Below are 22,622 nucleotides of genomic sequence, written 5' to 3' on the forward strand. Positions count from 1 at the left end.
GAATCCTTCATGAATTTTCGGTGGATCAACGCGCTTTTTTGGGGGAACTCGGTGGCACTCTCGTGGATGTGGGGGCTGGGGCTGTTTTTCAGTGTCCAGATGACCTACATGTTCGGCTTGGAAGGGCTGCTGGTGTTTGCCGTGCCGAACGCGCTGGGTTTGATGCTGTTCGGGTTTTTGACCCACATCGTGGCGAAGCGTCATAGCGGCGGGCAGGAATCGCTGGCGATCTTCTTTGAGAAATTTTCGAAACCATTCCGGCTGATTTTCTATCTCTATCAGGTAGTAGCGCTGTCCCTGACGGTTTTTGCCTTGGCGAGGTACCTGTTCTGGCCCCTGCAACTGGCGACCGGTGGATTGTTTCCGCTCTACATGTGCCTGGTGGTTTTTGTGGTGCTAGCCGCTGGCTGTTTGTTCGGTGAGGAATTCGGTATCCAGAAGATCAAGGTCGGCCACGCGATATTCGGCGTTCTGCTGGTCATCTGCATTGCGATGATCCTGCTATCCTTGAAACCGTTCATCCCGGTTGGCCTGGATTGGCATGCGGTTCTTCCGAAGGCTTGGGAGGGACCGAGCCTGCTGGGGTATTCCGTGCCATTGCTGGTCGGTCTGCTGGTTGGCCCTTGGCTGGATTTACAGCATTGGCAGCGTGCGATCCAAATTCACCGGGAAAAGACCTCGGTGCGCTTGAGCTATTTCTTCGGCGGCTCGATTTTCTTCCTGCTGCTGATTTTCCACGGTTGCCTTGCGACCTGGGTATTGAGCAAGGGCGATGCGACCAGCTTCGGACAGCTCGGCATCGATAAGTTCCACTATGCCCATGAGTTGGTGGTCCAATACATCGATCGCTTGAATGATAACTCCGCCGGCTTACTGCCACTGGCATATTATTCGTTCCTCGGAATCTGTATTCTGACGACCTTGGACAGCGGCTATGTCGCGTTGAAGTGGTTCCTGGGAATTACGGTGGGCAAGAGCCAGCACATGCTGGTTGCGATGCTGCCTAAGAAAATCCTCGATTCACCAATCCCGACGTTCTTCCTGGTTGCGGTCATTACTTTGATCGGGCTTTGGGCGAAGCTCGAGCTGGAATACTTTATGGTGTTCTTCGCCTCGTTTTTCGTTGGCTATGCATCGCTGGCGATCGCCCGCTGCTTCATTCCCAATTCTCAGCAGTCGTTGCCGCAAATCCGGATGTTTTCATTCGCCAGCATCTCATTGGTGATTTTCGCCTTCGGTTACTATACCAGTGGCACCGCCTTAATGATCCTCGGTTCGGTTCTTCCGTTGATTTATGTCATCTGGCTGGTGTTCAACGCAGATCTGCTTCGGGTCGTGACCGAGCGTGCTGGCGAGGTGATGGAAGCTGCCGCGACTGAAATCCCAGCCCTGCGTGCGATTACCAAACCTGCGGCTGCCGTGCCGGGTTCGCCGGTTGCGCCCCCCGATGATGCGCATGCGCTCGGCGGGCACTTCGAGGGCAAGTGGTTCGTTTACTCGCTGATTGCCAGTTATTCGGATACGAACTCGGTGGGTAACGTCTACTTCGGCATGTATGCCATGTTTGTCGGCAAGACCCGCGAGTTGTTCTTCAACAAAGTCATGCCGGACTTCGATCTGAAAACGACGAAGTTCTACATCCTCACCCGCTCCTTCGAGCACAAATTCGTCCGCGAATCGCGCGAGTTCGATACGATCACCGTCAAAATCCGCGTCGCCGAAACCAACCGCAAGTTCTGCACGCTGGAGCATCAGATCTTCGGCTCGGAAAACCAGCTGCTCGGCAAAGGCAAGCAGAGCCTGCTGTTCGTTTCTTCAAAGGACTACAGCCTGCTCGACATTCCGTCGGAAGTTTACACCTCCTTCATGCCTTACATTTGATCGGCTCCGGATTAGAGGCGTTCCAACTCGCTGTGGTCCACACCCCGCAGCGAGAACACTTTCACGATCGTCTCCTCGATCAGATTGTTAGGGCAGCTCGCGCCGGCGGTGATGCCAACCGTGACGGGCTTATCACCGAGCAATAATTCGGAATAAGGCGAGGAAACCTCCTGCTTGTGGTGCAGGTCGTAGTGGACGATTTCGTCCAGCGACTTGATGCAGCTGGCATCGCGGATGAAAAACGTCGGAAGGCTTTTTTCGCCGATTTCCACCAGATGCTGCGTGTTTGAGCTGTTGTAGCCGCCGACCACCAAAAGCAGGTCCATTTTCGTGCGCAGCATCTCGAACAACGCATCCTGCCGTTCCTGAGTGGCTCCGCAAATCGTGTCGAAAACCTGAAACGCCGTGTCGGTTCCGTCCCGATCCGCAATCGCTTGGTGAAACCGGCGCTGGATTTCCTCCGTCTCGCTCTTGAGCATCGTGGTCTGATTGGCCACCCCGACCCGCTGCAGATGCAAATCCGGATCAAATCCCGGTGAGGTCGAGCCCTCAAACCGGCGCAGAAATTCTTCTTTGTCGCCGCCATGGCGAATGTAATCGCAGACGTAATCCGTGTCGGTGAGCGTCAGCACGACAAGGTAGTGGCCGTCGCCTTTTTCGCCGAGGGCGCGGGATGAAGTTGCCCGGGTTTCCTCGTGATTTGCCTTGCCGTGAATCAGCGAAGTCACGCCTTCCTTGGCGTAGTTCCGCACTCGCCGCCACACTTTCATCACGTCGCCGCAAGTGGTATCGACCACATAGCTGCCGCGCTCTTCCACTTTTTTCATGAAATGGGTCGGCGCGCCAAATGCCGGTACAATGATCACATCGTCCTCGGTCAAATCGTCATAATCCGGCGTGATTTCCTGCCACGGCAGGGAAACGATCCCCATTTCGCGCAATTGGTGGTTTACGTCCGGATTGTGAATGATCTCGCCGATCAAAAAGATCCGGTTTTCAGGAAATACCCGGCGCGAGGCATAGGCCAGATCGATCGCGCGCTCCACGCCGTAGCAAAACCCGAATTGCTGGGCCAAGAGCACCGTCGTGTTGCCGATGGTGACTTTGCCGCCGCGATCTTTGAGTTTTTCGACGATGGATGAGTGGAAATGCACCGCGACTTCGGCGGCTACCCGCTCCATCACATCGGGACGACGGACGTTGACACGGGGTTTCTTCGGTTTCGGGGCCGCATTGGCGGAGGCATCGCTCATCGCGATCGATATACAATTGGAACCCGCAGCCTCCAAATCATTTTCCTGACTGCAATTTGCGCCCGGCGAAGGGCAACGCCAACAGCAGGTAAGCCAATTGGGCGATCAGCGCCATCCACACCAAATACCAGGGCCAGGGGCCGAGGTAATCGATCAAACTTGGGTTTTCCGGTGGATGATTGACGAAACCGAAATTGGTTCCGAGCAGCCGATTGATGATCAGGGCAAAAACCAGATAGATCAGCGAACAGCCCATGACTTCGACCGGGCTCCGCCAAAACGGCACCTTGGGCCGCCAACCTTCGACAATCGGAAGATACAACGCCACCGCAACGATCGCGAAGTGCTGGACGAAGAACATGATGAACGGCGCGCTTGGGAAGCCCACGGTCACCGCTGGCGTGAGCAAGCCCTGGATCGTGCCCGCCAAGCCCCAGAAATAAGTCAGGGTGGCGAAATAATGCCGCCGCGAGAGCAGGGCGAAAGCTCCCGTTATCGCTGCCAGGTCGCAAAGTTGGAATGGCAGCACCGTTTCCAAGGATTTATCTCCCGGATAGGTCATCCATGCCGCCTGACTCAGCGGATAGGCTGCAAGGCAGAGAAATGCGAGAATGCCGGTGGAAATCAGGCGTGGCTTGCCACCCCGTTTTCCGGCCAATAGCAAAATCGTCGTGATTACCCCGCCAATCGCCACCGCGGTGAAATGTTGCGTCGAAAATGGGTGGAACGGCTGGGGCATGGGAGAGGGTTTTACTCGTCCTCGTTGGGCAGGATTTCAGCGATGGCCGGTTTCTGGTTGAGGAAAATCTCACGCGCGACCGCATGAACCTCCTCGTCCGTCACCGCCAAAACGCTTTCACGCCATTCGAGTGGTGCAGGTATACGTCCGAAATCCATCAATCCTTCACCCGCCCACGCGGCATGCGATGAGGTCGATTCAAAAGCCTGCTTGCTTTGCGAAATCGACAACCGCTTCGCCCGATCCAGCTCGCCCGGGCGCGGCCCGTTTTCCAGCAAATCATCGATCTCCCGCAAAATGCAGTCAATGGCTTCCTCGCGCGATTCAGGATCGAGTCCCGCGCTGATTTCGAATGCGCCGGTTTCGTCGAAAAACGAAACATCGCTGCCGATTTGGTAGCAAAGCCCTCGTTCCTCCCGCAGTTCCAGAAACAGCCGTGAACTCGCCGTTTCTCCGAGCATCAGACTGAGCATGCGCAACGCGTGGCGCTTCGGCGATTGCAACCCGGGCGTGTGCCAGGCCATGGCCAATTGCAACTGATCGGTCTCGCGCGCATCCGTCACCCGACCCGGAATCTGCCCGTTCCGGTGGAATGCCAGTGGTGCTTCAACCGCGTGAAACTTCTCCGGCAAAAATGGCTCGAACATCGCCGATATCTCATCAATCGAAAACGGCCCGGCGGCGGCGATCACGATGTCTTCGCGGAAGTAATGTTGATCTCGAAAGCCGAGCAAGGTGCTGCGATCGATTTGCGCAATCGATTCCAGCGATCCAGAAATCGGGTTGCCGAGGGGATGATCCGGCCAGAGTGCGCTGGAAATCAGATCGCCGATGTGATCCGAAGGCGATTCGCGATACATCGTGATTTCCTCGCCGATGACCTCGCGTTCCAGCGTGATTTCATGTTCGGGAAAGGTCGCGTTCCAGACCATGTCGGAGAGCACGTCGACCAGCACCGGCATCAGATCGGCTTCGCCACGACCTTCATAAACCGTGTGATCTTCGGTGGTGCAGGCATTGAGTTGGCCACCGCCGTTTTCGATTTCAAAGCTGATCTCCTTCGCGCTGCGGCGGGTGGTTCCTTTGAAAACCATGTGCTCCACGAAATGCGCCAAGCCGGTGGGCAGGTTGGCTTCGTCACGGCTGCCAGCCGGAATGTAGATTGAAAGCGCCGCGCACTCCGAATCCGGCACCGTTGCCACCGCGAGTTTCGGTCCACCCGGAATTTGCCGCCATTCGTAAGTTGCTTTGTTCATTTGAGAAGTGCCTCTGCCAGAGCAAGATCGGCGGGCGTCGTGATTTTCAAGTTCGGATGCGCGGATTCGACGAATTTCACGCGAACGCCGATCGCTTCCAGCGCGGAAACCTCATCGGTGACGGTTAACCCTGCCCGCGCAACCTCGGCGTAAGCCTGGCGCAGCAGCTCCGTGTCAAAAATCTGCGGAGTTTCCATGAACCACAAATTCTCCCGCGAAACCGACTCCGTGCAAAAGCCGGAATCGTCCGATTTTTTCAAAGTCTCGGTCACCCGGCGTGCCAGCGAAACTGCACGATGTTTCTGAGCTTCCGCCACGCATCGGTCGATCTCCGAAGCGGGCAGCAGCGGCCGTGCTCCATCGTGAACCGCGACCCAGGGAAGGTCCGTCGCCGCCAATCCCGCTGCCACCGAGTCCTGCCGATCCTTGCCGCCATCGACGCGTTTGACCAGTTTGGGTGAACTTTCTGTTTTCAGCAAATCCCAGCGATCTTCAGGGCAAACGACGATCACTTCCGCGATCGATTCCGCAGCGAGAAAGATCTCCAACGTTCTGCGCAACACGGCAACACCTGCCAGCGGAGCGGCCAATTTATCGAAGCCCATTCGTCGGCTCGATCCTGCGGCGACGACAATCGCACAGCATTTCGCGGGGTTGGAATCATGAGTCACCCGCCCAGCTTCACCAGCCCAGCGACCCGCCGCAACCCCGGAATTTCTGAATCATCGGGCGATCTGCTGGATAGAGCCCGATTTGGAAAAAGAGTCGATCATGAATCGTAGTGGCGCCGAGGCGCGGCCGCGTTGCCAGGCGATCGAGAGATCCCACACCGCGCCCGGATCGGTGATCGGAACGGAGGCGAAGCAAGTGGTGAAACAGGCCGACATTTGTTGGCGATCAAATCCCGGAACGAGCAGCACCGCGTCTTCATTTGCGACCATGGAAAGTCCGTCCGCGAGGCTGTCCGGCTGACCGATGAACTTCGGCCGGAATTTGCCGAGTTTCCAGCACAGCTGCACGAGCCGTTGCTCATACCCGGGCAAATCCGCATCCGGGCCCTTGACGAACGTTTCGTCTTTGAGATCGGCGATCGACACCCCAGTTCGCGAGGCAAGCGGGTGGTTTTTTGGCAGAATGACTTCGCTCGGGACTTCGGCAATTTTGCGCACGTAGAAATCGCGCGATAGCAATTCACTGCCTTGATCAATCAGGGCGAGATCGATTTCCCCACGCCGCAGGGCACTGATTTGTTCGCCCGGAGAAAGATCGAGCATTCGGACTTTTGAACCGGGAAAATGTTCGCGCAGGTCGGACATCAGCGGTTGCAGGTATTGCGCGGCGGCGGAGGCGATGAAGCCAATCCGCAGCTGCTCGCTTTCGCCACGCACCAGGCGGCGCACTTCGAGCAGGGCATCGTCGTAGTCGCTCAAAAAACTTCGCATCCGCTCCGCCAAAGCATGGCCTCCATTCGTTGGCAGCACCCCGGATGAGGTTCGCTCCAGCAGGCGACCGCCGATTTCGTGCTCCAGCGCCTGGATTTGCCGGGTGAGTGTCGATTGGGAAACGCGCAACCGGTCCGCAGCGCGGCGCAGGCTGCCTTCTTCGACGATGGTGAGAAACGATCGGATTTGCACGAGCACACCGCGAATGTGATGCGGAAACGGCATCACTGCAATCGGGAAAGCGCATTATCCAACGGCACTGCGAACCGTTATGAATGAGACATGAGCAATACGAATCAGCCCATTTCCAACGATCAACTCATCAGCAACCTCAACTGGCGCTACGCTACCAAGAAATTTGATCCTTCCCGCAAGATCAGTGCGGAGGATTGGGCGGCCTTGGAGGAGGCGATCCATTTATCCGCATCCAGCTACGGTTTGCAGCCATGGAAATTCGTCGTCGTGACCGACCCTGAAGTTTTGGCAAAACTGGTCCCAGCGGCTTACGGCCAGCCACAGGTTGGGCAAGCGTCTCATTTGGTGGTCTTCACCATTAAAAAGGATTTCAGCGTGGCCGATGTGGATGCGCTCATTTCACGGACAGCCGAAGTTCGCGGCATTCCGGCGGATTCACTCCAGGCCTATCGGGACATGATGGCCGGGACCGTGAGTGCGAAAAGCGAAGCCGAACTTGCAGCCTGGAACGCTCGCCAAACTTACATCGCCCTCGGCACCTTGCTGACCAGTGCGGCGATGCTCGGCATCGATGCCTGCCCGATGGAAGGATTCCTGCCTGGCGAGTTCGATGCGATATTAGGCCTGGAAGAAAAAGGATTGTCCTCGGTCGTGATCTGTCCGCTCGGCTACCGCGATGCCACCGATCCATACGCCGACTTGGCCAAAGTCCGCATGCCGAAGGAAGAGGTGTTTGTGCGGATTTGAGAATCATCTGCTCTTACGTGCTCTACCTTTTTGCAAAAATGGCTATTAGGTAGAGCAGTTAGAGCCTCTTTAAGGGGGGCATGTTCTCCCTTCGTAGTTCGATTGAAGGTTGTAGACCGACAATTCTGCGTCTTGAATTCAACGCGATATGAGTCGGTCCCTAACAGCGTTGCCACAGCACCAGATGATGGTCGATTGGCTAAGAACCTATGAACCTGAAGTGTGGAAATGGCAGGCAGAGGCTGAGAGAACAGATCAGAATTTAGACGAAGTCAGACTCTCGCTTCTGCGTGATACTTATCGGCTGACGGCTGAAGAGCATCCTGAGCTTTTCCAGGAGATTGCCGCTGCTCAGGAAGCACTTGGTTTGGCGGATATCGTAGTTAACGCTTATCAGTCCGAGGGGGAATCCGTTGCCAATGCCGCGATTTGTTATGTATCTGGTGAGATCCACCTGCTTTTTTCAGGGCCGATTCTGACGTTGCTGGCACCTGAGGAGTTGCGCGGTGTGGTAGGCCACGAACTGGCTCACTACCGGCTATGGCATATGGAAGGCGGGGTGTATTTTCTGGCAGATCGCATCCTCCATCAGTCTGCGATCCACCCAAACGGGAAGTCGAGTCACCGCCAGAGTGCTCGATTGTGGAGTTTGGCGACTGAATTGTTCTCAGATCGTGGCAGTTATTTAGCGACCGGCAATTTAGAAATATCCGTGGCAAGTTTGGTGAAGGCGGTGACTGGTTTATCAAAGGTGAGCGGCAAAAGTTATCTCTCTCAAGCTGAGGAGATTTTCGCGAAATCGAAACCTAAGATCAGCCAGCTTACGCATCCTGAAACATTCATCCGTGCCCGAGCCCTACAATTGTGGGTTGAGGATTCACCAGACTGTGACGAGGCTATTGATCGGATGCTGGATCAATCAGAGGAGCTGGAGTCGCTCGACCTGATACGCCAGCTGAAGTTGGTTCGGATCACTCGGAGTTTCTTGAAGTTTCACCTCTCGCCGGATTGGTTCAGAAGTGACGAAGTACTCGCGCACGCCAGGCTGTATTTTCCAGATTTCGATTTGGAACAAAACGATGACGACGCCTCTTTGATACAGAATCTCGGGTCGCTTTCCAAAGCTGAAAGGGAGTATCTTTGTAATGTCATGCTCGATTTTTGCGCGGTTGATTCGGATTTGGAGGAATTACCGCTCGCATCCGGAATCGAGCAGGCGCGGGCAATGGAATGTTTGGGATACTTTGAAAAAATCGCCACCAAGGAGCTAAAAGTGAAACCGAAAGTGATGAAGAATTTGAAGGAGACTGCGGCACAGGTCTTAGCGAAAATTGGTAAGGAAAAACCATGAACGAAGAATCAGCATTCAGTCGGTTTCTTCGACTTGGGATTGAGCGAGGAGGCTTTCAGCTGGAAGATGCGTTGTCCGCGATTTTTCCTCTAATCCGAGAAACTATTGCGATCCACCATGCGGGTAAAGTTGCTGCTTTGCGGGGACTATCCGGGCTGGGGATTTCCGGAGGGCTGGAACTCAGGCTCGTACAAGCGGAAGGGATTGCTCAGACCTCGAATCTCACCAAGTTAAGCGAGTTGCTTGCACCGGCAGGTGGTGGGGTGGAGGTGATTGGAAAATTGTCGCGTGAGATCAATCAGGATGATTTCAGAGAGAATTTCTCAAATTTGGAAATCAACGGCGCAAGGGAAGAAATTACACGCCCCGTTTTCATTCCTGGCTATGTCAGTTGGGAGCATCAGATCGGCCATCACGATGAACTGACCGACATTCATTCGATTGGTATGCTGTTCGCCAGTTTGATCTTTGGTCTGGATTTCAACGTGCTGGCAGATTTGGAAAGTTTTGTCAATGCACGTCATAACCTGTTCTTGTTAGAATCGCATCTGCATCCAGTCATTGCGGCGGCTTTGGTGGAAATGACTGAGCTGCACCGGGGGAAGCGTTCTCAGGATCTATCCAGACTACTACGGACCCTGGAAACGTATCGTGATCAACCCGCGGATACCGATGTCAACCGGTTGCCGGGATTGGAAAATGCAACCAGCGGGGGACGAAGAAAGATCATCCAGAATCATCTACGTGATCGTCTGTTCGAAGTTTCGCGCCGCAATCGCTTACTGTATTTTAAAAGCTCGCAGTCTACCTTAAATCTAACAACTGCCAGCGTGCCGTTAGTGCTCGACTATCGGAATATCAAGGAAGACCAGTTGTTATTTTGGCATCATCATCTCGAAGGTGAGGTGAAGTCAGGTCGTTCGATCCCTCTGCAAAAATGGCTGCGGCTCGAAGACGCACCATATCTGCCTGGGCAGCTAGATAAGCTGATCAGTGATGCTCGAAGAAGTCGTGCCGAGTATGGCTTCTCCCAGCTCAGATTGGTGGTGGTATTTTTGCGCTGGAACAATCTGAAGGAATCACCTCAGGAGCGAATTCACTCCCCATTGCTACTGATGCCGGTGAATTTAGTGAAACGCAAAGGTGTGAAAGATCAATACATTCTGGAACCACAGGGTACGGAGTTAGAGATTAATCCGGCATTGCGCCATCAACTCCATCAGCTTTACGATGTTGAGCTGCCCGACCAGATTGATTTGAGGGAAACGACGATCGCAGATTTCCACGAATCACTTCGAGGTTTAATTCAGAAAACCGAACCAGGGGTGCTTCTGGATTTATGCGACAAGCCCAGGATCCAACTGATTCATGAAAAAGCCAGCAAGCGTCTGGATCAATACCGGCGCAGGATGGAGAAAAAACGGAAAGCCGTAGCTACTCGTGCGGATGACCTCGCTTATAGTTACGATCGATCAGATTTTCGCCCGCTGGGACTTCAAATGTTCCAGAAGATGGTGGTGCCGTCGCCATTACCCTTGCGTGAATTAGCCGGTGCACCACCGCGGCCACGGACGCCTTTTTTGGCTTCACCCGATCAACACGAAGCGCAACACTATGCATTGATTCAAGAAGCCGAGGGGAATCCGTATTCTTGGGAATTTGACCTCTGCGCGCTTACCCTGGCGAACTTCAATTATCGCAAGATGACCTTGGTGCGTGATTATGCCAATCTAATCGAACACAACACCTCGGGTAAGGCATTTGATCAGTTGTTTTCGATTGATCCAAAAACTGTGGATGTGTCTTCTCCAGTGCCGCTTAAGCCGTCTGACCAATATCTTATCATCTCGGCAGATGCTACCCAAGTCAGTGCCATCGCGAAGGCTAGGCATGGGGAAAGTCTCATCATCCAGGGGCCTCCGGGAACAGGAAAGTCGCAGACGATCACGAATCTCATTGCAGACTACGTAGCCCGTGGCAAACGAGTGCTCTTTGTCTGTGAAAAACGTGCCGCCATTGATGTGGTTTTTCATCGTCTTCGCCAGCAGGGACTCGATGAACTCTGTTGCTTGATCCATGATTCCCAGACGGACAAGAAGGAGTTTGTGATGAACCTCAAGCAAACCTACGAAGGTTGGCTTGCGGGCAACACTGTGTCAGGAAGCTCTCCCAAACGAGATGCGGCCTTGCGAACGATGGAGACCGAGTTGGGTTTGCTTCAAAATTATATGGAGCAACTGAATTCCGTGCCTGGAGAAGCTGGTGTTCCATTGCGTGAGATTCTTCTCCGACTAATTCAGCTTCGAGGAAGCCAGGATGGTAGCGCATGTCCGGCTCTTACAGCGGAACAGGAAGAAAGACTGCCTCATTATGGAGAATGGGTAAAATTCGGCGATACGGTTGAGAGGTTGAATGCTGTTTTGTTAGATCTTGGGGTAGATCCAATTTTTGCAAGACACCCCCTACGTCACCTCGGTGAAGATGTAATCCATAGCGATTCACCATTGGATGGCTGCATGGATCGGTTGGGCGCAGTTGAACGGCAGCTAGATGACCTTCTTGATGCACTGCAACGTACCGGATTGCCTCAAGAGGACTGGAACTCCTTTGAACGCATCTCGCAATTGCTCGATTTTTCCCAACGTCTCCAGCCAATAGCGAGCCGGGATCAGATCAATTTGTTAGATCCTGAAAGTCCGCGTTCAAAAGAATGGTCTAAACTCAAGATTGATCACACGAAAGCGCTTAAAGAGCTGGAAACCGCACAAAAGAAAACTAGTAAGTGGAGAGTCAAACTGTCAGCTGAAGAAACCCTCGCCGCACTTGAACTTGCAAAAAGAGTGCATGGAACCTTCGGTTTCCTGAATCCGGGATGGTGGCGTTTGAGGAAGGTTCTGAAGTCGAATTACGATTTCTCTACACATGCTATAGCACCTACCTGGGAGCAAATTCTCACGGACTTGGCAGCAGAGCATGCAGCCATTGCAATTGTCGATGAGTTGTCAGACCAGAGTTTGACTAAGTTTGGTGAGAAAGATCCGCAGGCATTTGCATCTAGGCTCGCAGAGCTAACAGACCCCAGTGCTCCATCAGCCATCTCTGAGTTCAGATCAAGCCTGCTCTCGACACAGCAGAGCACTAAATTGGTGAATGAGTTGGCGGCCCTCGCTGCTGGCTTCCAAATGCTGCGTAAGGAAGTCGATTCTCTGATTTTTGATGCCAGTGGCATGGATCTGGAGGATGTCTCCTCCGCGATCCGTGGAATTTGCGAGGAGTTGGATACTTTGCCTGAGCTATTGCCGACCTTATGCGAGCTTTCAGCTGCATCTGATAAAATGCGGCGTTCGATACGTGAATTTGACCTGATATCGAATCAGTTAGAAGCGGCATACGCACGCAAGACTCTCGAATCGTTCTATCAGACGGATCGTCATATCCAGCGTTTTGATAGTCGCGTCTTGCAACAGAAGATGGATCGACTGTCTCGCGTCCACAACGAGTGGCTGCATCAGAATGTACACTGGATCCTTGATCAAGTACGGCAACGATTTCTCGAACATGTGCAGATTTCAACTCAGTCAGCTACAGCGTTGAGCCCTGAATTGAAATTGTTCAAGAAAAGTTACTCTGCCGGCCGCCGCGAAGTGGAGCATGAGTTCGGAAAGACGATGAGATACAAATCGATCCGCGACCTTGCTGCAGGGGATACTGGGCAAGTGGTTCGCGATCTGAAACCGATCTGGTTGATGAGTCCTTTGTCAGTTTCGGATACACTGCCTCTTGATACAGGACTTTTCGATGTAGTGATCTTTGACGAGGCAAGCCAGATTCCCGTTGAAGATGCAATTCCAGCTGCTTATCGGGCAGAACAGGTGATCGTGGTAGGTGATGAAATGCAGCTCCCTCCGACCAATTTTTTCGGTAGCGCTGACGGAGATGAGGAGGACGAGATATCGATTGATGAAGATGGTGAAACGGTCAGTATCATGATGGACGCGGATAGCTTCCTGACTCAGAGTACTCGCAGTTTGCCTAGCACTTTGCTGGCGTGGCACTATCGCAGCCGTTACGAGGCACTGATTGGTTTCAGCAATGCTGCTTTTTATAAAGGAGAGCTATTCACGATTCCGGATCGTCAGATTTCCGTAGCGCAGAGGGAGAAATTGCAGGTGGATTCCGTCGATGAAATGACGGATCTGGTGCCGGAGATATTAGCGCGACCGATCAGTTTTGTTCATTGCCCAAATGGTGTTTACGGTAATCGTCGTAATTCTGTGGAGGCTGCCGTCGTGGCCCGCCTAGTGCACGATTTGCTGGTTTGCGAATCGAACCTCAGTATTGGCGTCGCGGCGTTCAGTGAGGCGCAGCAGGACGAGATTGAATCTGCCCTCAATGCGATTGCTGCAGTGGATTCCGATTTCGCCAATCGGCTTGAAGCGGAGTATGCGCGCGAGGAGGACGATCAATTCTGTGGTTTGTTCGTGAAGAACTTGGAGAATATTCAGGGTGATGAGCGTGATATTATACTCATGTCCGTTTGTTACGCGCCGGAATCAGAGGGTAGGATGCGCATGAATTTTGGTCCGATCAATCAACGGGGTGGCGAGAAACGCCTGAATGTCATCTTTAGCCGTGCACGGCATCACATGGTGCTCGTCAGTAGCATCCGATATACTCAAATCACCAATGACTATAACGATGGTGCGAGGGCTCTGAAAAATTTCCTCCAGTATGCGGAAGGCCAATCAAACGGCGATGTAGCTACCGCACGTCTCGTTCTGGATGGACTCAATCCATTGAAGAACAAAACGCATACCAAGGAATATACCAACCACTTCGTGGCGGCACAGATTGCTGCAGCTCTGGAGATGCGAGGATGGATCGCTGATACCTCTGTTGGTCAAGGGCGCTTCCGATGTGACATCGCAATCAGGGCTGCCGATGAGGAGCGCTATCAAATAGCGATTCTGATTGACCGCGGAACCTTGGGCAGTGCCATGGAACAATTCCATACCCGGCCCGGGATTTTACGTGCATTTGGCTGGGGAGTGGTTGTGGTAATGATAAAGGATTGGTGGCATGAGCCTGAAGCGATTCTGCAACGCATCGAGCGAGCACTCCACAAAGAAGAGACGCCTGAAGAGCTGGAACTGCATAAAGAAATCCCCCTAGAGGAATCATTCTTGGAAACCGGGATTAGCGAACCCCAAAATACCACGCCTGATGCGCTGAGGCGTTTTGAGTTTACCGCAGGAACTTCGCATAAATTCTGGTCCATCAATCAAATAGGTTGCTCGATTAGATTGAACTACGGTCGAATCGGCTCGTCGGGTCAGGCCCGGGTGAAAGAATTTTCCAACGAGTCCAGAGCGGCGCTTGAAGTTGAAAAGCTGGTGGCTGAAAAGTTGGCAAAGGGATACGTAGAAGTGATCTAGGTCGATTTCTTTCAAGTTGAATTTAGCGTGGTTCGATCTGGAATGTGGACTCATTTTTGAGTTCTTGAAATCGGGCAGAGGAGTCCCCGGATTCTGAATCAAGTTACTGTTAATTCGTCACCAACATCCAGATCGCCATGGCCATCATCATGAGGTTTTCGGTGAGGGATATGAAGCCGAGAGGAACGCTGCTTCCACCGCCGACGCAGGCGCAATGGAGGTCGCGTTTTTCGATGTAAACCGCTTTCACGATCGAAATCGCACCGATGGTGCTGACGATCAAGGCCGCAGGGGCTGCGAGCCAGGTCGCAACCCCGGCGATCATCAGTACACCCGCACCCGCTTCGACAAATGGGTAAACATACGAGTAGGGGACATAGCGTTGGGCAAGCAGGTCGTATTGCACGAAGCCGGTCGCGAACGAAAGTAGATCCTGCAGTTTTAGAATGCCTAAAACGCACATGCTGAAGGCAATGAAAAGCTCCCCGATGCGGATCGGGGAAAGAGTTCCAAGCATGGCCCAACTGGTTGCGAGCGCCATGCAGAAGGTCACTGCGAAAACGGCGATCACCGGCTGGTAAGTCTCGCCTTCTTTGGGATCCGGCCCGAGCCCAAGGTGCTCACGGAGATCATCATAACCGCCCAGATGCTTGCCCTCGATGAAGATCTGCGGTGTTTCATCGTAACCGTTTTCCTCTTTGTATTCCTTGTTCTCTTCCTTGGTCTTGAGGTGCTTATCCTCCACCTTGAAGCCATTCCGCTTGAGCAGATCAAGTGCTTTCACTCCCCACGGGCAAAGGTGGTTCGGAGTGACCATTCGGTAAATTGTTGCGTGCTTTTCCATGATGATTCTTCAGTTGCTTCCAGTTTTCGAAGTTAATGGCAGCCTAGGAAGTCGTCAAATCTAGGGGGGCTGGAGCTAGCGGCGGTTGGGGGGCGGTGGCTGTGGATCAGTTTTCAACCGAAGCAAATTTTTTTTCTGTAACGTTTTTGGAGTGATTTTGGTTTTTAAGGAAGACGATGCCCAGTCATTCCAATTCAGATGTGGATTATCCCCATTTGATGCCGCCGGATCCAACCGAGCGGCTGCAGTCGTTTGTCCAATTGATCACGCAGCACCAATCTGCATTGCGCGCCTACATCGTGACCCTGTTGCCTGGGAGTCCATCGGTTGCTGATGTGCTTCAGGAAACCAATATGGTGCTTTGGAAAAAGCGCGAGAGTTTGAGGGAGGATAGTGAATTTCTAAACTGGGCGTTCACGGTTGCGCGTTACGAAGTGATGCACCATCGGGATCGGTTGCGACGGGATGGAAGAGTCGTTTTCTCAAATCAGATGATCGAACTTTTGGCAGATGAGGAAGCTCAATCGGCAGCCAGCAACAGCCGTGATGTTTCGATGGATGCCTTGGATGATTGCATCGCCAAGTTGAGTCGAAAGGAGCAGGAATTGATCGAGTTCCGCTACACTCCCGGCAAAAGCCTGGAACAATATGCCGACCATACCGGTGCGAGCGCGAGCAGCTTGAGGATCGCGCTGATGAGGATTCGCAGGAATCTCAAGCTCTGCGTGGAATCTAAAATCGCCCTTGGCACCAGATGAAACGGGAAGATTTGGAAAGCCGGATTTTGGAACTGCTGGATGGAAATGCATCAGTTGAGCGCGCGGCCGAACTTGAACAGATTTTAAGAAGTGATCCACAGGCTAGATCTGTTTACCGAACCTTGAGCCGTCTGCACAGCGCGCTCGGTGCCCGTTATGAAGGCAAGGCGGAAGTGGAGACCATCTTTCCGGCTCGCTTCCAACGAAGCACGCCATCCACGAGTCGCTGGCTTCTCGGCGGTTCGATTGCTGCAGCTGCCGTGTTGATGATTGCGTTCCTGATGTTCAGGAAAGGTCCGGCGGTATCCGATGCGGTTGCGTATCGGCTTTCTCCCGGTGCCGTCTGTGAGGTGAGTTATGCCAATGGCAGTAAAGCATCGCATGGGGATAATTTGAGCAATGGAGCTCAGGTCAACTTGCTGGGTGGCAGTTTTGAATGCTCTTTAAGAAACGGGGCGCATCTGGTGATTGAGGGACCCGCTGAGTTTTATCTGCAGGATCAGAACCATCTGGTGCTGGAGCGGGGAGTCGGTTGGTTTCAGATCCCGCAGACCGCGAAAGGATTTTCGGTGAGTACGAATGAACTTGAGGTGATCGATCAGGGATCGGAGTTCGGTGTCTTGTCGTTATCGAAGGGGCCGGACCAGGTTCACGTCTTGAGTGGCAAGGTAGCTCTAACAACCCGGATTGGTTCCAGAACTTCCGAGGTTCTAACCGCAGGTCAAGTAAGGGTGGTGAATCACGATGGGACCTTGCTTCCTTTGCCGCCGAATCCCGGACGCTTCCGTAGCACGCTGCCGGGTGAGATGCCATATCTCTATTTCAACTTCGATAAAGTCGATCGAACGGGCAAAATCCAGGTAGAAGGAAATTTACCCGGTGCGAATGTGATTCAGGCACACCTGATCGGAGATGATCCTACTTCAAGATTGGTCCCGGGAGCCGTGGGGAATGCGATTTCATTTGGCGAAGGTGAGGGGGCTTGGATTGATACCAACTGGTCGGGATTCAATGGCAATACCCCAAGGAGCGCTGCGTTTTGGTTCAAATTTGAAAAGGATGCCCAGAAAACAGGATTGGTCCCTGCAGCCATCGCATGGGGAGATCCTGACAACCATTTTAACCGCAAGTGGAAGGTCTGGTTTCCACGCGACAGCGGCGATGGTGAACTACACGCCTGCATCTCCTTCGGCGGTGACCGATTTTACGACAGTCATGTCCTGGATGATGGTCACTGGCACCACCTGGCGGCAATTTATACAGGGAAAACCCATGAAGACGGATTGCCGGATTGCTCGCTTTATCTGGATGGAGAACTTTGCAAGTTGGAGCATCAGTTTGGCGCTGGTGGGAAACCGTACACCAACACGGTCGATACGCTGACTGGAGGTCCTGGCGATGGTCCTCTACGGATGGGTTATGGTATTACTCCAGACTTGCCGAAATTTGAAGGAATGCTGGATGAGATTTATATCTATCAGGGAGTGATCGACGAAAAGATCATCAACTCATTGCGCGCAGCCGGTCCACCAGTCGGCGGAGATTAAATCGGCAGTAGCCTTAATAAGATCAACAAACAGAGGAATAGAAGTCTTCCCCCCGATCTACCAACCCGAACCCAAAACGCATAAACTAAGATGAAAATACCAACCCAAAAATGGCTGCCACTCCTCCTGACCTCTGTATTTGCCCTTGGCTCTGCTGCAAATGCGGCTGTGATCACTTGGGGATCTGTCGAGGATACCACTGGAGTATCTGTCGTAAGCACTACAGGCACATTGGTTAGTGCCTATAATGCAGGAACCTCCACTGTGGAAATCAATGGCGAAACTTGGTTGTCCAGTAATCCACTTGGAACCTATCAAGCCGGTTTGCTCGGAGGAGCGACAACAGATGATGCCAACTTTACGACCTTGCTGGATCAGGCTTCTTCCGGCGGTGGTAGCACGACTGCGGCAAGCATTGATTTGGGCACATTTACCACAGGTCACATTTATGAGATCCAGGTTTTTTACACGGATCAGCGCACATCTGTTGCTGGGCTCAATGATCGATTTATGTCATTCAGTAGCACGGATGGAACGACCACTGGTGACTCGGTGGAGGTGGAGTCCGATCCAGATAATATTAAAGAAACAGAGTATGGTCAATATGTCATCGGGACGTTTACTGCCGATGGCTCTGATCCGGATCTCTTGTTGATTCCTTATTTGAGTTCATTTGGTAACTCCCACATCACGGCTTATCAGATCCGGGATATCACTTCGATTCCAGAACCTTCGGTGGTCGCTCTTCTTGGTATCGGCGGTTTGGCCATGGGCCTCCGCCGCCGCGTGAAATGCTGATCATCGCAAGACGCACCCAATTGATGCCGCTTCAATATTTCATGGTCGAAAGCGGTGCATTCGGTCGCTGGGGAATGGATTTTCCCAGCGACCACCACCATGAACCTTTCCATTGATACTGAATCTATGACCTTTCATTCCGAACAAGTTTCCGGGCAAGTGGCATCCAGCCGGAATCACGCATGCAGTGCGACCTCGCTCAAGAAGCAGTCGGCGCGATTTTTGATGGCGTGCCTGATTTCATCCCTTGGCTTGATTGGCTTCGCGCAGCCTGTTTCCGCCAAGCCGAACATTGTGCTCATCATGTTTGATGACTTGGGAGTGAATGATATCGGGGCTTATACGTTTCCGAGCAAGGAGAACCCGGGTCCTCCACCTGCGGACCGGGCTTCGGGTGTCAGTGGAATTGTTTCGCCGAACCAGTGCCTGAGCCTGACGCCGCGAATTGACAGTCTGGCGGAAGATGGCATCAGAATGACACATTTCTATGCGTCGGAGCCCGTATGTTCGGCATCACGCGCGTCCCTCATGACCGGATGCTATTCTCGCCGGACCCAGATCAATAATGCTCTTGGGGCTGCATGGACCACCGGTCTCAATTCGACGGAAGTCACTCTGCCGGAACTTCTACGTGAGAACGGCTACACCACCGCGATGGCGGGAAAATGGCATCTCGGCAGCACCACGGATTTCAATCCACGACGCGAAGGTTTTCAGCGATATCTTGGAATTCTTTATTCCAACGACATGTGGCCGCAGAACCCATACAGTTCTGCATGGCCTACCATGTATCTGATGCAGGATGAAGCGGCGGTTTCATCCTACACGACGAAAACAGGATATACCATCAATGGCGCGGTCGATACAGATGATGAGCAATCGTATTTGTTAGAGGCAATGACCGAGCATGCCCTGGACTCGATTGATCTCGCCTTGCAGGACTCGAAGCCGTTCTTTCTCTACTTCAGCCCGCATGCTCCCCATGTTCCGGTTCATCCTCACCCTGACTTTCTAACAGCTCAGGGAAAAGTGGATAAAGTTCAGTGCTATCTGGATCAAGTGGCTGAAATCGACTATCGGATAGGCCAGATTCTGGATAAACTCGCTGATCCCGACGGTAACCCGGAAACGGATGACAGCATCGTCAACAATACACTGGTGATCCTAACATCAGATAACGGCCCATGGCATTCGCGGCCGACTTCCGGCATCGCAGCTGACGTATTTCAAGGAGCAGGTTCCGCGTATCCGTTTTATGGAGCCAAGCACACGAACTGGGAAGGTGGCCACCGTGTGGGGATGCTTGCGCGATATCCCGGCGTTTTGGAAGCGGGCAAGGTTCTCGATCAAACTGCTGCGAATTTGGACCTCATGCCTACCCTGGTGCGACTTGTCGGCGGAAAGGTTCCAGATGATCGCGACATTGATGGGGTCGATCTCTGGCCACTATTGACGCAGACCGATCTATCGGAACCGCATGACAAGTTTTACTTTTACGGAAGTGGCGTAAGTCAAGCTGGTGGAGTGTTGGATCTTTCAACTCCTCACAAATACAAGTTGATCAACAGCCAGCTGTTTGCCTTGGGCACCGGATTTACCGAGGATTTCCAGGAAACGACGGATGTTTCAACATCTAACGGAACTTTGAAATCCACACTCGAAAATTTGGTAAGCTCCTGGAATCTCAATATGACACCGCGTGAGGCGGGCAATGCGGGTTCGGTTCGTATTGAGCTTGAGGAAGACGGGGTTGCCGTTACGGAGGGGGGCACGGCAAGTGTGCGAGTCAAGTTGTCAGGATCTGCAGCCAAGACTGTTACCGTCTCGCGCTTCAGTGGCGATGACGATTTATCGGTCGCCAGTGGTGGCAGTTTGACTTTCACGACCGCGAACTGGAATACTTGGCAAACGGTGACATTTGCAGCTGCGGAGGATGCGGATGATATTTCCAGCGGTGCGACATTCCGTGCGTCTGGCGACGGCATGCATGTGCGCGAGATTTTTGTTAGAGAACAAGATACCAGTGCTCCTGCGCCACCTGTGGCTCCCGCGGGCCTGGTCGCAAAGGCTGGTGACTCCGGAGTTTCTCTCGATTGGGACACCAATTCCGAGGATGACGCGGTTAGCTACACCGTTTACCGATCGGCTACCGAAGGCGGAACTGGAGAGGTCTTGGCGACGGGTGTCATCAACAGCAATTATTTCGATTCCACGGCAGTAACTGGCACGACCTATTATTATTTTGTGAAGGCGGTGGACTCCGATTCATTCGAGTCGCAGATTTCAGAATCTGCATCGGTCCTTGCCGGTGAAACACCGCCAGCGGCGCCGACTGGTTTGGTCGTCACTCCCGATGGCTTCATGATGGCGCTTGATTGGAATGACTCTACCGATTTCGATTTGGCGACCTATAGCGTTTACCGATCAACGAGTATCGACGAAGTCGGAGTCGCCATCGCCGTGGAGCTGACATCCAGTGAGTATGTCGATGAAACCGCGATTCCGGGCGTTGTCTATTTCTATCGGGTGACTGCGACTGATGTGGATGGTAATGAATCCGAAGCGCTTTCGCCGGTGGTGATGCTGGCCGGGCCACGCTACGGACGGGTCCAATCGGTGCTGTATCATCGCTTTGACGGAGATCCAGGAGATGATACCGAGGATCCAGCTACGGTGTTGTTCGATCGCTCAAGCCAGATGAACGATGGAACACCGGCTGGGCAGGCAACCTATAGCACGGATGTATTTGGCGACGAGATTCCGCGTGAGTTGCTGTCAAACAAGACTTCGTTCTCGCTCAAACGCTCCTCTGCACAATACGCGGTGGTCCCAGATAGTGACTCTCTTGATTTCGGAACGGGCTCAGCATTTACGATCGAAGCCTGGGTTAAACTTAGCACCCTGGGTTCCTCTGCTGAATCCAATCGCCAATATTTGGTTATCAAAAAATCCGGAGCTCTAACGGATGCGAATTTGAACTATGCTTTCATGATTAATACCAGCGGCAGCTACGGTGACTCCGGGACAGGGCGGAGGATGGCTTTGCTGCTTGGAAATGGCAGCACGAGCAGCGCGGTTTTCTCGACATTCGAAGTCGCGGATACCGATTGGCATTTCGTCGCGGTTCGGTTCGACGATACTGCCAATAAGGTTCGCTTTACCTTGGATGATCAGAACGAAGATATCACAAGCGTGACCCAAACGATTGCCGCGAACACGAGCTCACTGATCATTGGGGCGCACCACGTTGCGAGCGGAAGCATTGGATCTTATTTCGACGGAAAAATCGATGAACTTCGAATTAGCAGATCGTGGCTTGAAGATGGACAGCTCCTCAACGCCCCGGGGCCAACAGGCTTCAAGATCACAGAGGTTCACCCAACCGGTGATGAAAGTAGCCAGGTTACCCTTACCTTCAACTCGATTGATGAGCGGACTTATGCCGTCTACGGGTCTGACGATTTACTCCATTTCACAGAAGTAGCGACGGTGGAGGGTGTGGGGTCGTCAACGACCATATCCTTCGATGATCCGGATGCGGTCGGGAAAAGTCGCCGGTTTTACACTATTGCGGAGAAGTGATCGGTAAGTAAACGAATTCGGAAAAAATCTACAGCTAGGTGAAGTCAGCTGCGAGCAGCTCGCTTTCTTCTTAGCTGGTGAATCACCAAAATGAACCGGGGCGGTAATATGATAGGGAGCATTCAACCCCGGTTCATTTTGGTTTCGCGATTAGAAATCGCTGGCGAGTTTGGCTGCTAACATGGATGCACTGGCAATCGCGCCTTGCTTGGCATCTGGCCCGGCAAGAGTCGGCTCAACAAAGATTTCCTGAATCCCGGTGAAACCGATGAAGCCAAGAACCTGTTTCAGGTAAGTGCTCTGCTGATCGTATGCCTCCGCACCGGTCCCCGGTCCATAGGCGCCCCCGCGTGCATAGACGGCAACGATGGGTTTGCCTGTGACCAATCCTTTGTATCCCTCTTCAGGGGTGTAAGAAAAAGTCAGTCCGGGTTGAGCGATCAGGTCGATGTAGTGCTTCAGCTTATAAGGCATGCTGAAATTCCACATCGGCAGTGAAATTAGATATTTGTCGGCGGATTTGAAATGCTCGGTGAGTTGGACGACTGCATCCCATGCTTGCCGCTCGGCTGCGGTGTGGGATTCACCCCCAAGGACTGCATATTTCGCATTCAAGGTTTCACCGTCGAATTCAGGCAGGCTAGTCGCCCAAAGATCCAGGGTTTCTATCTGATCATCCGGATGGCTTGCCTGATAAGCTTGAAGAAACTCGGTAGCTACCGCGATGGATGCCGAGCGTTGTCCGCGTGGCGAGCATTGAATGTGTAAGAGCTTTGACATGATGATGAAGTGTT

The 22,622-nt window shown here is 53.0% G+C and carries 15 protein-coding genes; 8 read left to right on the forward strand and 7 right to left on the reverse strand.

Going from position 1 to position 22,622, the window contains the following annotated elements:
• Window positions 1–9: 9 nt before the first annotated feature.
• Window positions 10–1,881, forward strand: coding sequence for an acyl-CoA thioesterase (locus JIN85_RS02640; RefSeq protein WP_200267368.1), 1,872 nt, complete (start codon window positions 10–12; stop codon window positions 1,879–1,881).
• 11 nt (window positions 1,882–1,892) lie between these two features.
• Here JIN85_RS02640 and JIN85_RS02645 read toward each other — a convergent pair whose 3' ends face one another.
• From JIN85_RS02645 to JIN85_RS02665, 5 genes are read right to left on the reverse strand one after another with little or no spacing between them, the layout of a single operon-like run.
• A complete protein-coding gene (locus tag JIN85_RS02645) occupies window positions 1,893–3,134 on the reverse strand; it encodes a 4-hydroxy-3-methylbut-2-enyl diphosphate reductase (RefSeq protein WP_200267370.1) in 1,242 nt (413 codons plus the stop codon).
• Between the two features lie 37 nt (window positions 3,135–3,171).
• On the reverse strand, window positions 3,172–3,873 hold the full coding sequence (locus tag JIN85_RS02650) for a YwaF family protein (protein ID WP_200267372.1): 702 nt from the start codon (window positions 3,871–3,873) through the stop codon (window positions 3,172–3,174).
• Window positions 3,874–3,884: 11 nt separating this feature from the next.
• Window positions 3,885–5,129, reverse strand: coding sequence for a M16 family metallopeptidase (locus tag JIN85_RS02655; protein WP_200267374.1), 1,245 nt, complete (start codon window positions 5,127–5,129; stop codon window positions 3,885–3,887).
• Window positions 5,126–5,800, reverse strand: coding sequence for a 2-C-methyl-D-erythritol 4-phosphate cytidylyltransferase (ispD, locus tag JIN85_RS02660; protein ID WP_200267376.1), 675 nt, complete (start codon window positions 5,798–5,800; stop codon window positions 5,126–5,128). The genes JIN85_RS02655 and ispD overlap by 4 nt, the downstream gene beginning before the upstream one ends.
• Before the next feature lie 51 nt (window positions 5,801–5,851).
• Window positions 5,852–6,796: a LysR family transcriptional regulator gene (locus tag JIN85_RS02665; RefSeq protein WP_200267378.1), complete on the reverse strand. Its 945-nt coding sequence runs from the start codon at window positions 6,794–6,796 to the stop codon at window positions 5,852–5,854.
• A 57-nt stretch (window positions 6,797–6,853) separates the two neighbouring features.
• On the opposite strand from JIN85_RS02665, the gene JIN85_RS02670 reads away from it, so the two are divergent.
• The 3 genes from JIN85_RS02670 to JIN85_RS02680 all read left to right on the forward strand — a co-directional run bounded on the left by JIN85_RS02670 (window position 6,854) and on the right by JIN85_RS02680 (window position 14,299).
• Entirely contained in the window at window positions 6,854–7,513 is a 660-nt protein-coding gene (locus JIN85_RS02670; protein WP_200267380.1) for an NAD(P)H-dependent oxidoreductase, read from the forward strand.
• A 148-nt stretch (window positions 7,514–7,661) separates the two neighbouring features.
• Window positions 7,662–8,864, forward strand: coding sequence for a M48 family metalloprotease (locus tag JIN85_RS02675; RefSeq protein ID WP_200267382.1), 1,203 nt, complete (start codon window positions 7,662–7,664; stop codon window positions 8,862–8,864).
• A gap of 692 nt (window positions 8,865–9,556) precedes the next feature.
• Complete coding sequence (locus JIN85_RS02680) at window positions 9,557–14,299, forward strand: AAA domain-containing protein (protein ID WP_234047196.1); 4,743 nt, start codon at window positions 9,557–9,559, stop codon at window positions 14,297–14,299.
• Between the two features lie 109 nt (window positions 14,300–14,408).
• On the opposite strand, the gene JIN85_RS02685 is transcribed toward JIN85_RS02680, so the two are convergent.
• Window positions 14,409–15,116: a glutaredoxin gene (locus JIN85_RS02685; protein WP_234047197.1), complete on the reverse strand. Its 708-nt coding sequence runs from the start codon at window positions 15,114–15,116 to the stop codon at window positions 14,409–14,411.
• A 227-nt stretch (window positions 15,117–15,343) separates the two neighbouring features.
• Between JIN85_RS02685 and JIN85_RS02690 the strand changes: the two genes are divergently transcribed.
• From JIN85_RS02690 to JIN85_RS02705, 4 genes are all read left to right on the forward strand, one after another.
• A complete protein-coding gene (locus JIN85_RS02690) occupies window positions 15,344–15,901 on the forward strand; it encodes a sigma-70 family RNA polymerase sigma factor (RefSeq protein ID WP_200267388.1) in 558 nt (185 codons plus the stop codon).
• A complete protein-coding gene (locus JIN85_RS02695) occupies window positions 15,898–17,448 on the forward strand; it encodes a LamG-like jellyroll fold domain-containing protein (RefSeq protein ID WP_200267390.1) in 1,551 nt (516 codons plus the stop codon). Before JIN85_RS02690 ends, JIN85_RS02695 begins: the two co-directional genes overlap by 4 nt.
• A gap of 90 nt (window positions 17,449–17,538) precedes the next feature.
• The gene (locus JIN85_RS02700) at window positions 17,539–18,246 is read left to right on the forward strand and encodes a PEP-CTERM sorting domain-containing protein (protein ID WP_200267392.1); all 708 of its coding nucleotides are present in this window, start codon (window positions 17,539–17,541) and stop codon (window positions 18,244–18,246) included.
• A gap of 126 nt (window positions 18,247–18,372) precedes the next feature.
• The gene (locus JIN85_RS02705) at window positions 18,373–21,828 is read left to right on the forward strand and encodes a sulfatase-like hydrolase/transferase (RefSeq protein ID WP_200267394.1); all 3,456 of its coding nucleotides are present in this window, start codon (window positions 18,373–18,375) and stop codon (window positions 21,826–21,828) included.
• A 150-nt stretch (window positions 21,829–21,978) separates the two neighbouring features.
• Here JIN85_RS02705 and JIN85_RS02710 read toward each other — a convergent pair whose 3' ends face one another.
• Window positions 21,979–22,608 carry an FMN-dependent NADH-azoreductase gene (locus JIN85_RS02710; RefSeq protein ID WP_200267396.1) on the reverse strand — a complete coding sequence of 210 codons (630 nt, stop codon included), beginning with the start codon at window positions 22,606–22,608 and terminating at the stop codon, window positions 21,979–21,981.
• Between the last annotated feature and the right edge of the window lie 14 nt (window positions 22,609–22,622).

This window comes from Luteolibacter pohnpeiensis, assembly GCF_016595435.1.
Taxonomy (GTDB): Bacteria; Verrucomicrobiota; Verrucomicrobiia; order Verrucomicrobiales; family Akkermansiaceae; genus Luteolibacter; species Luteolibacter pohnpeiensis.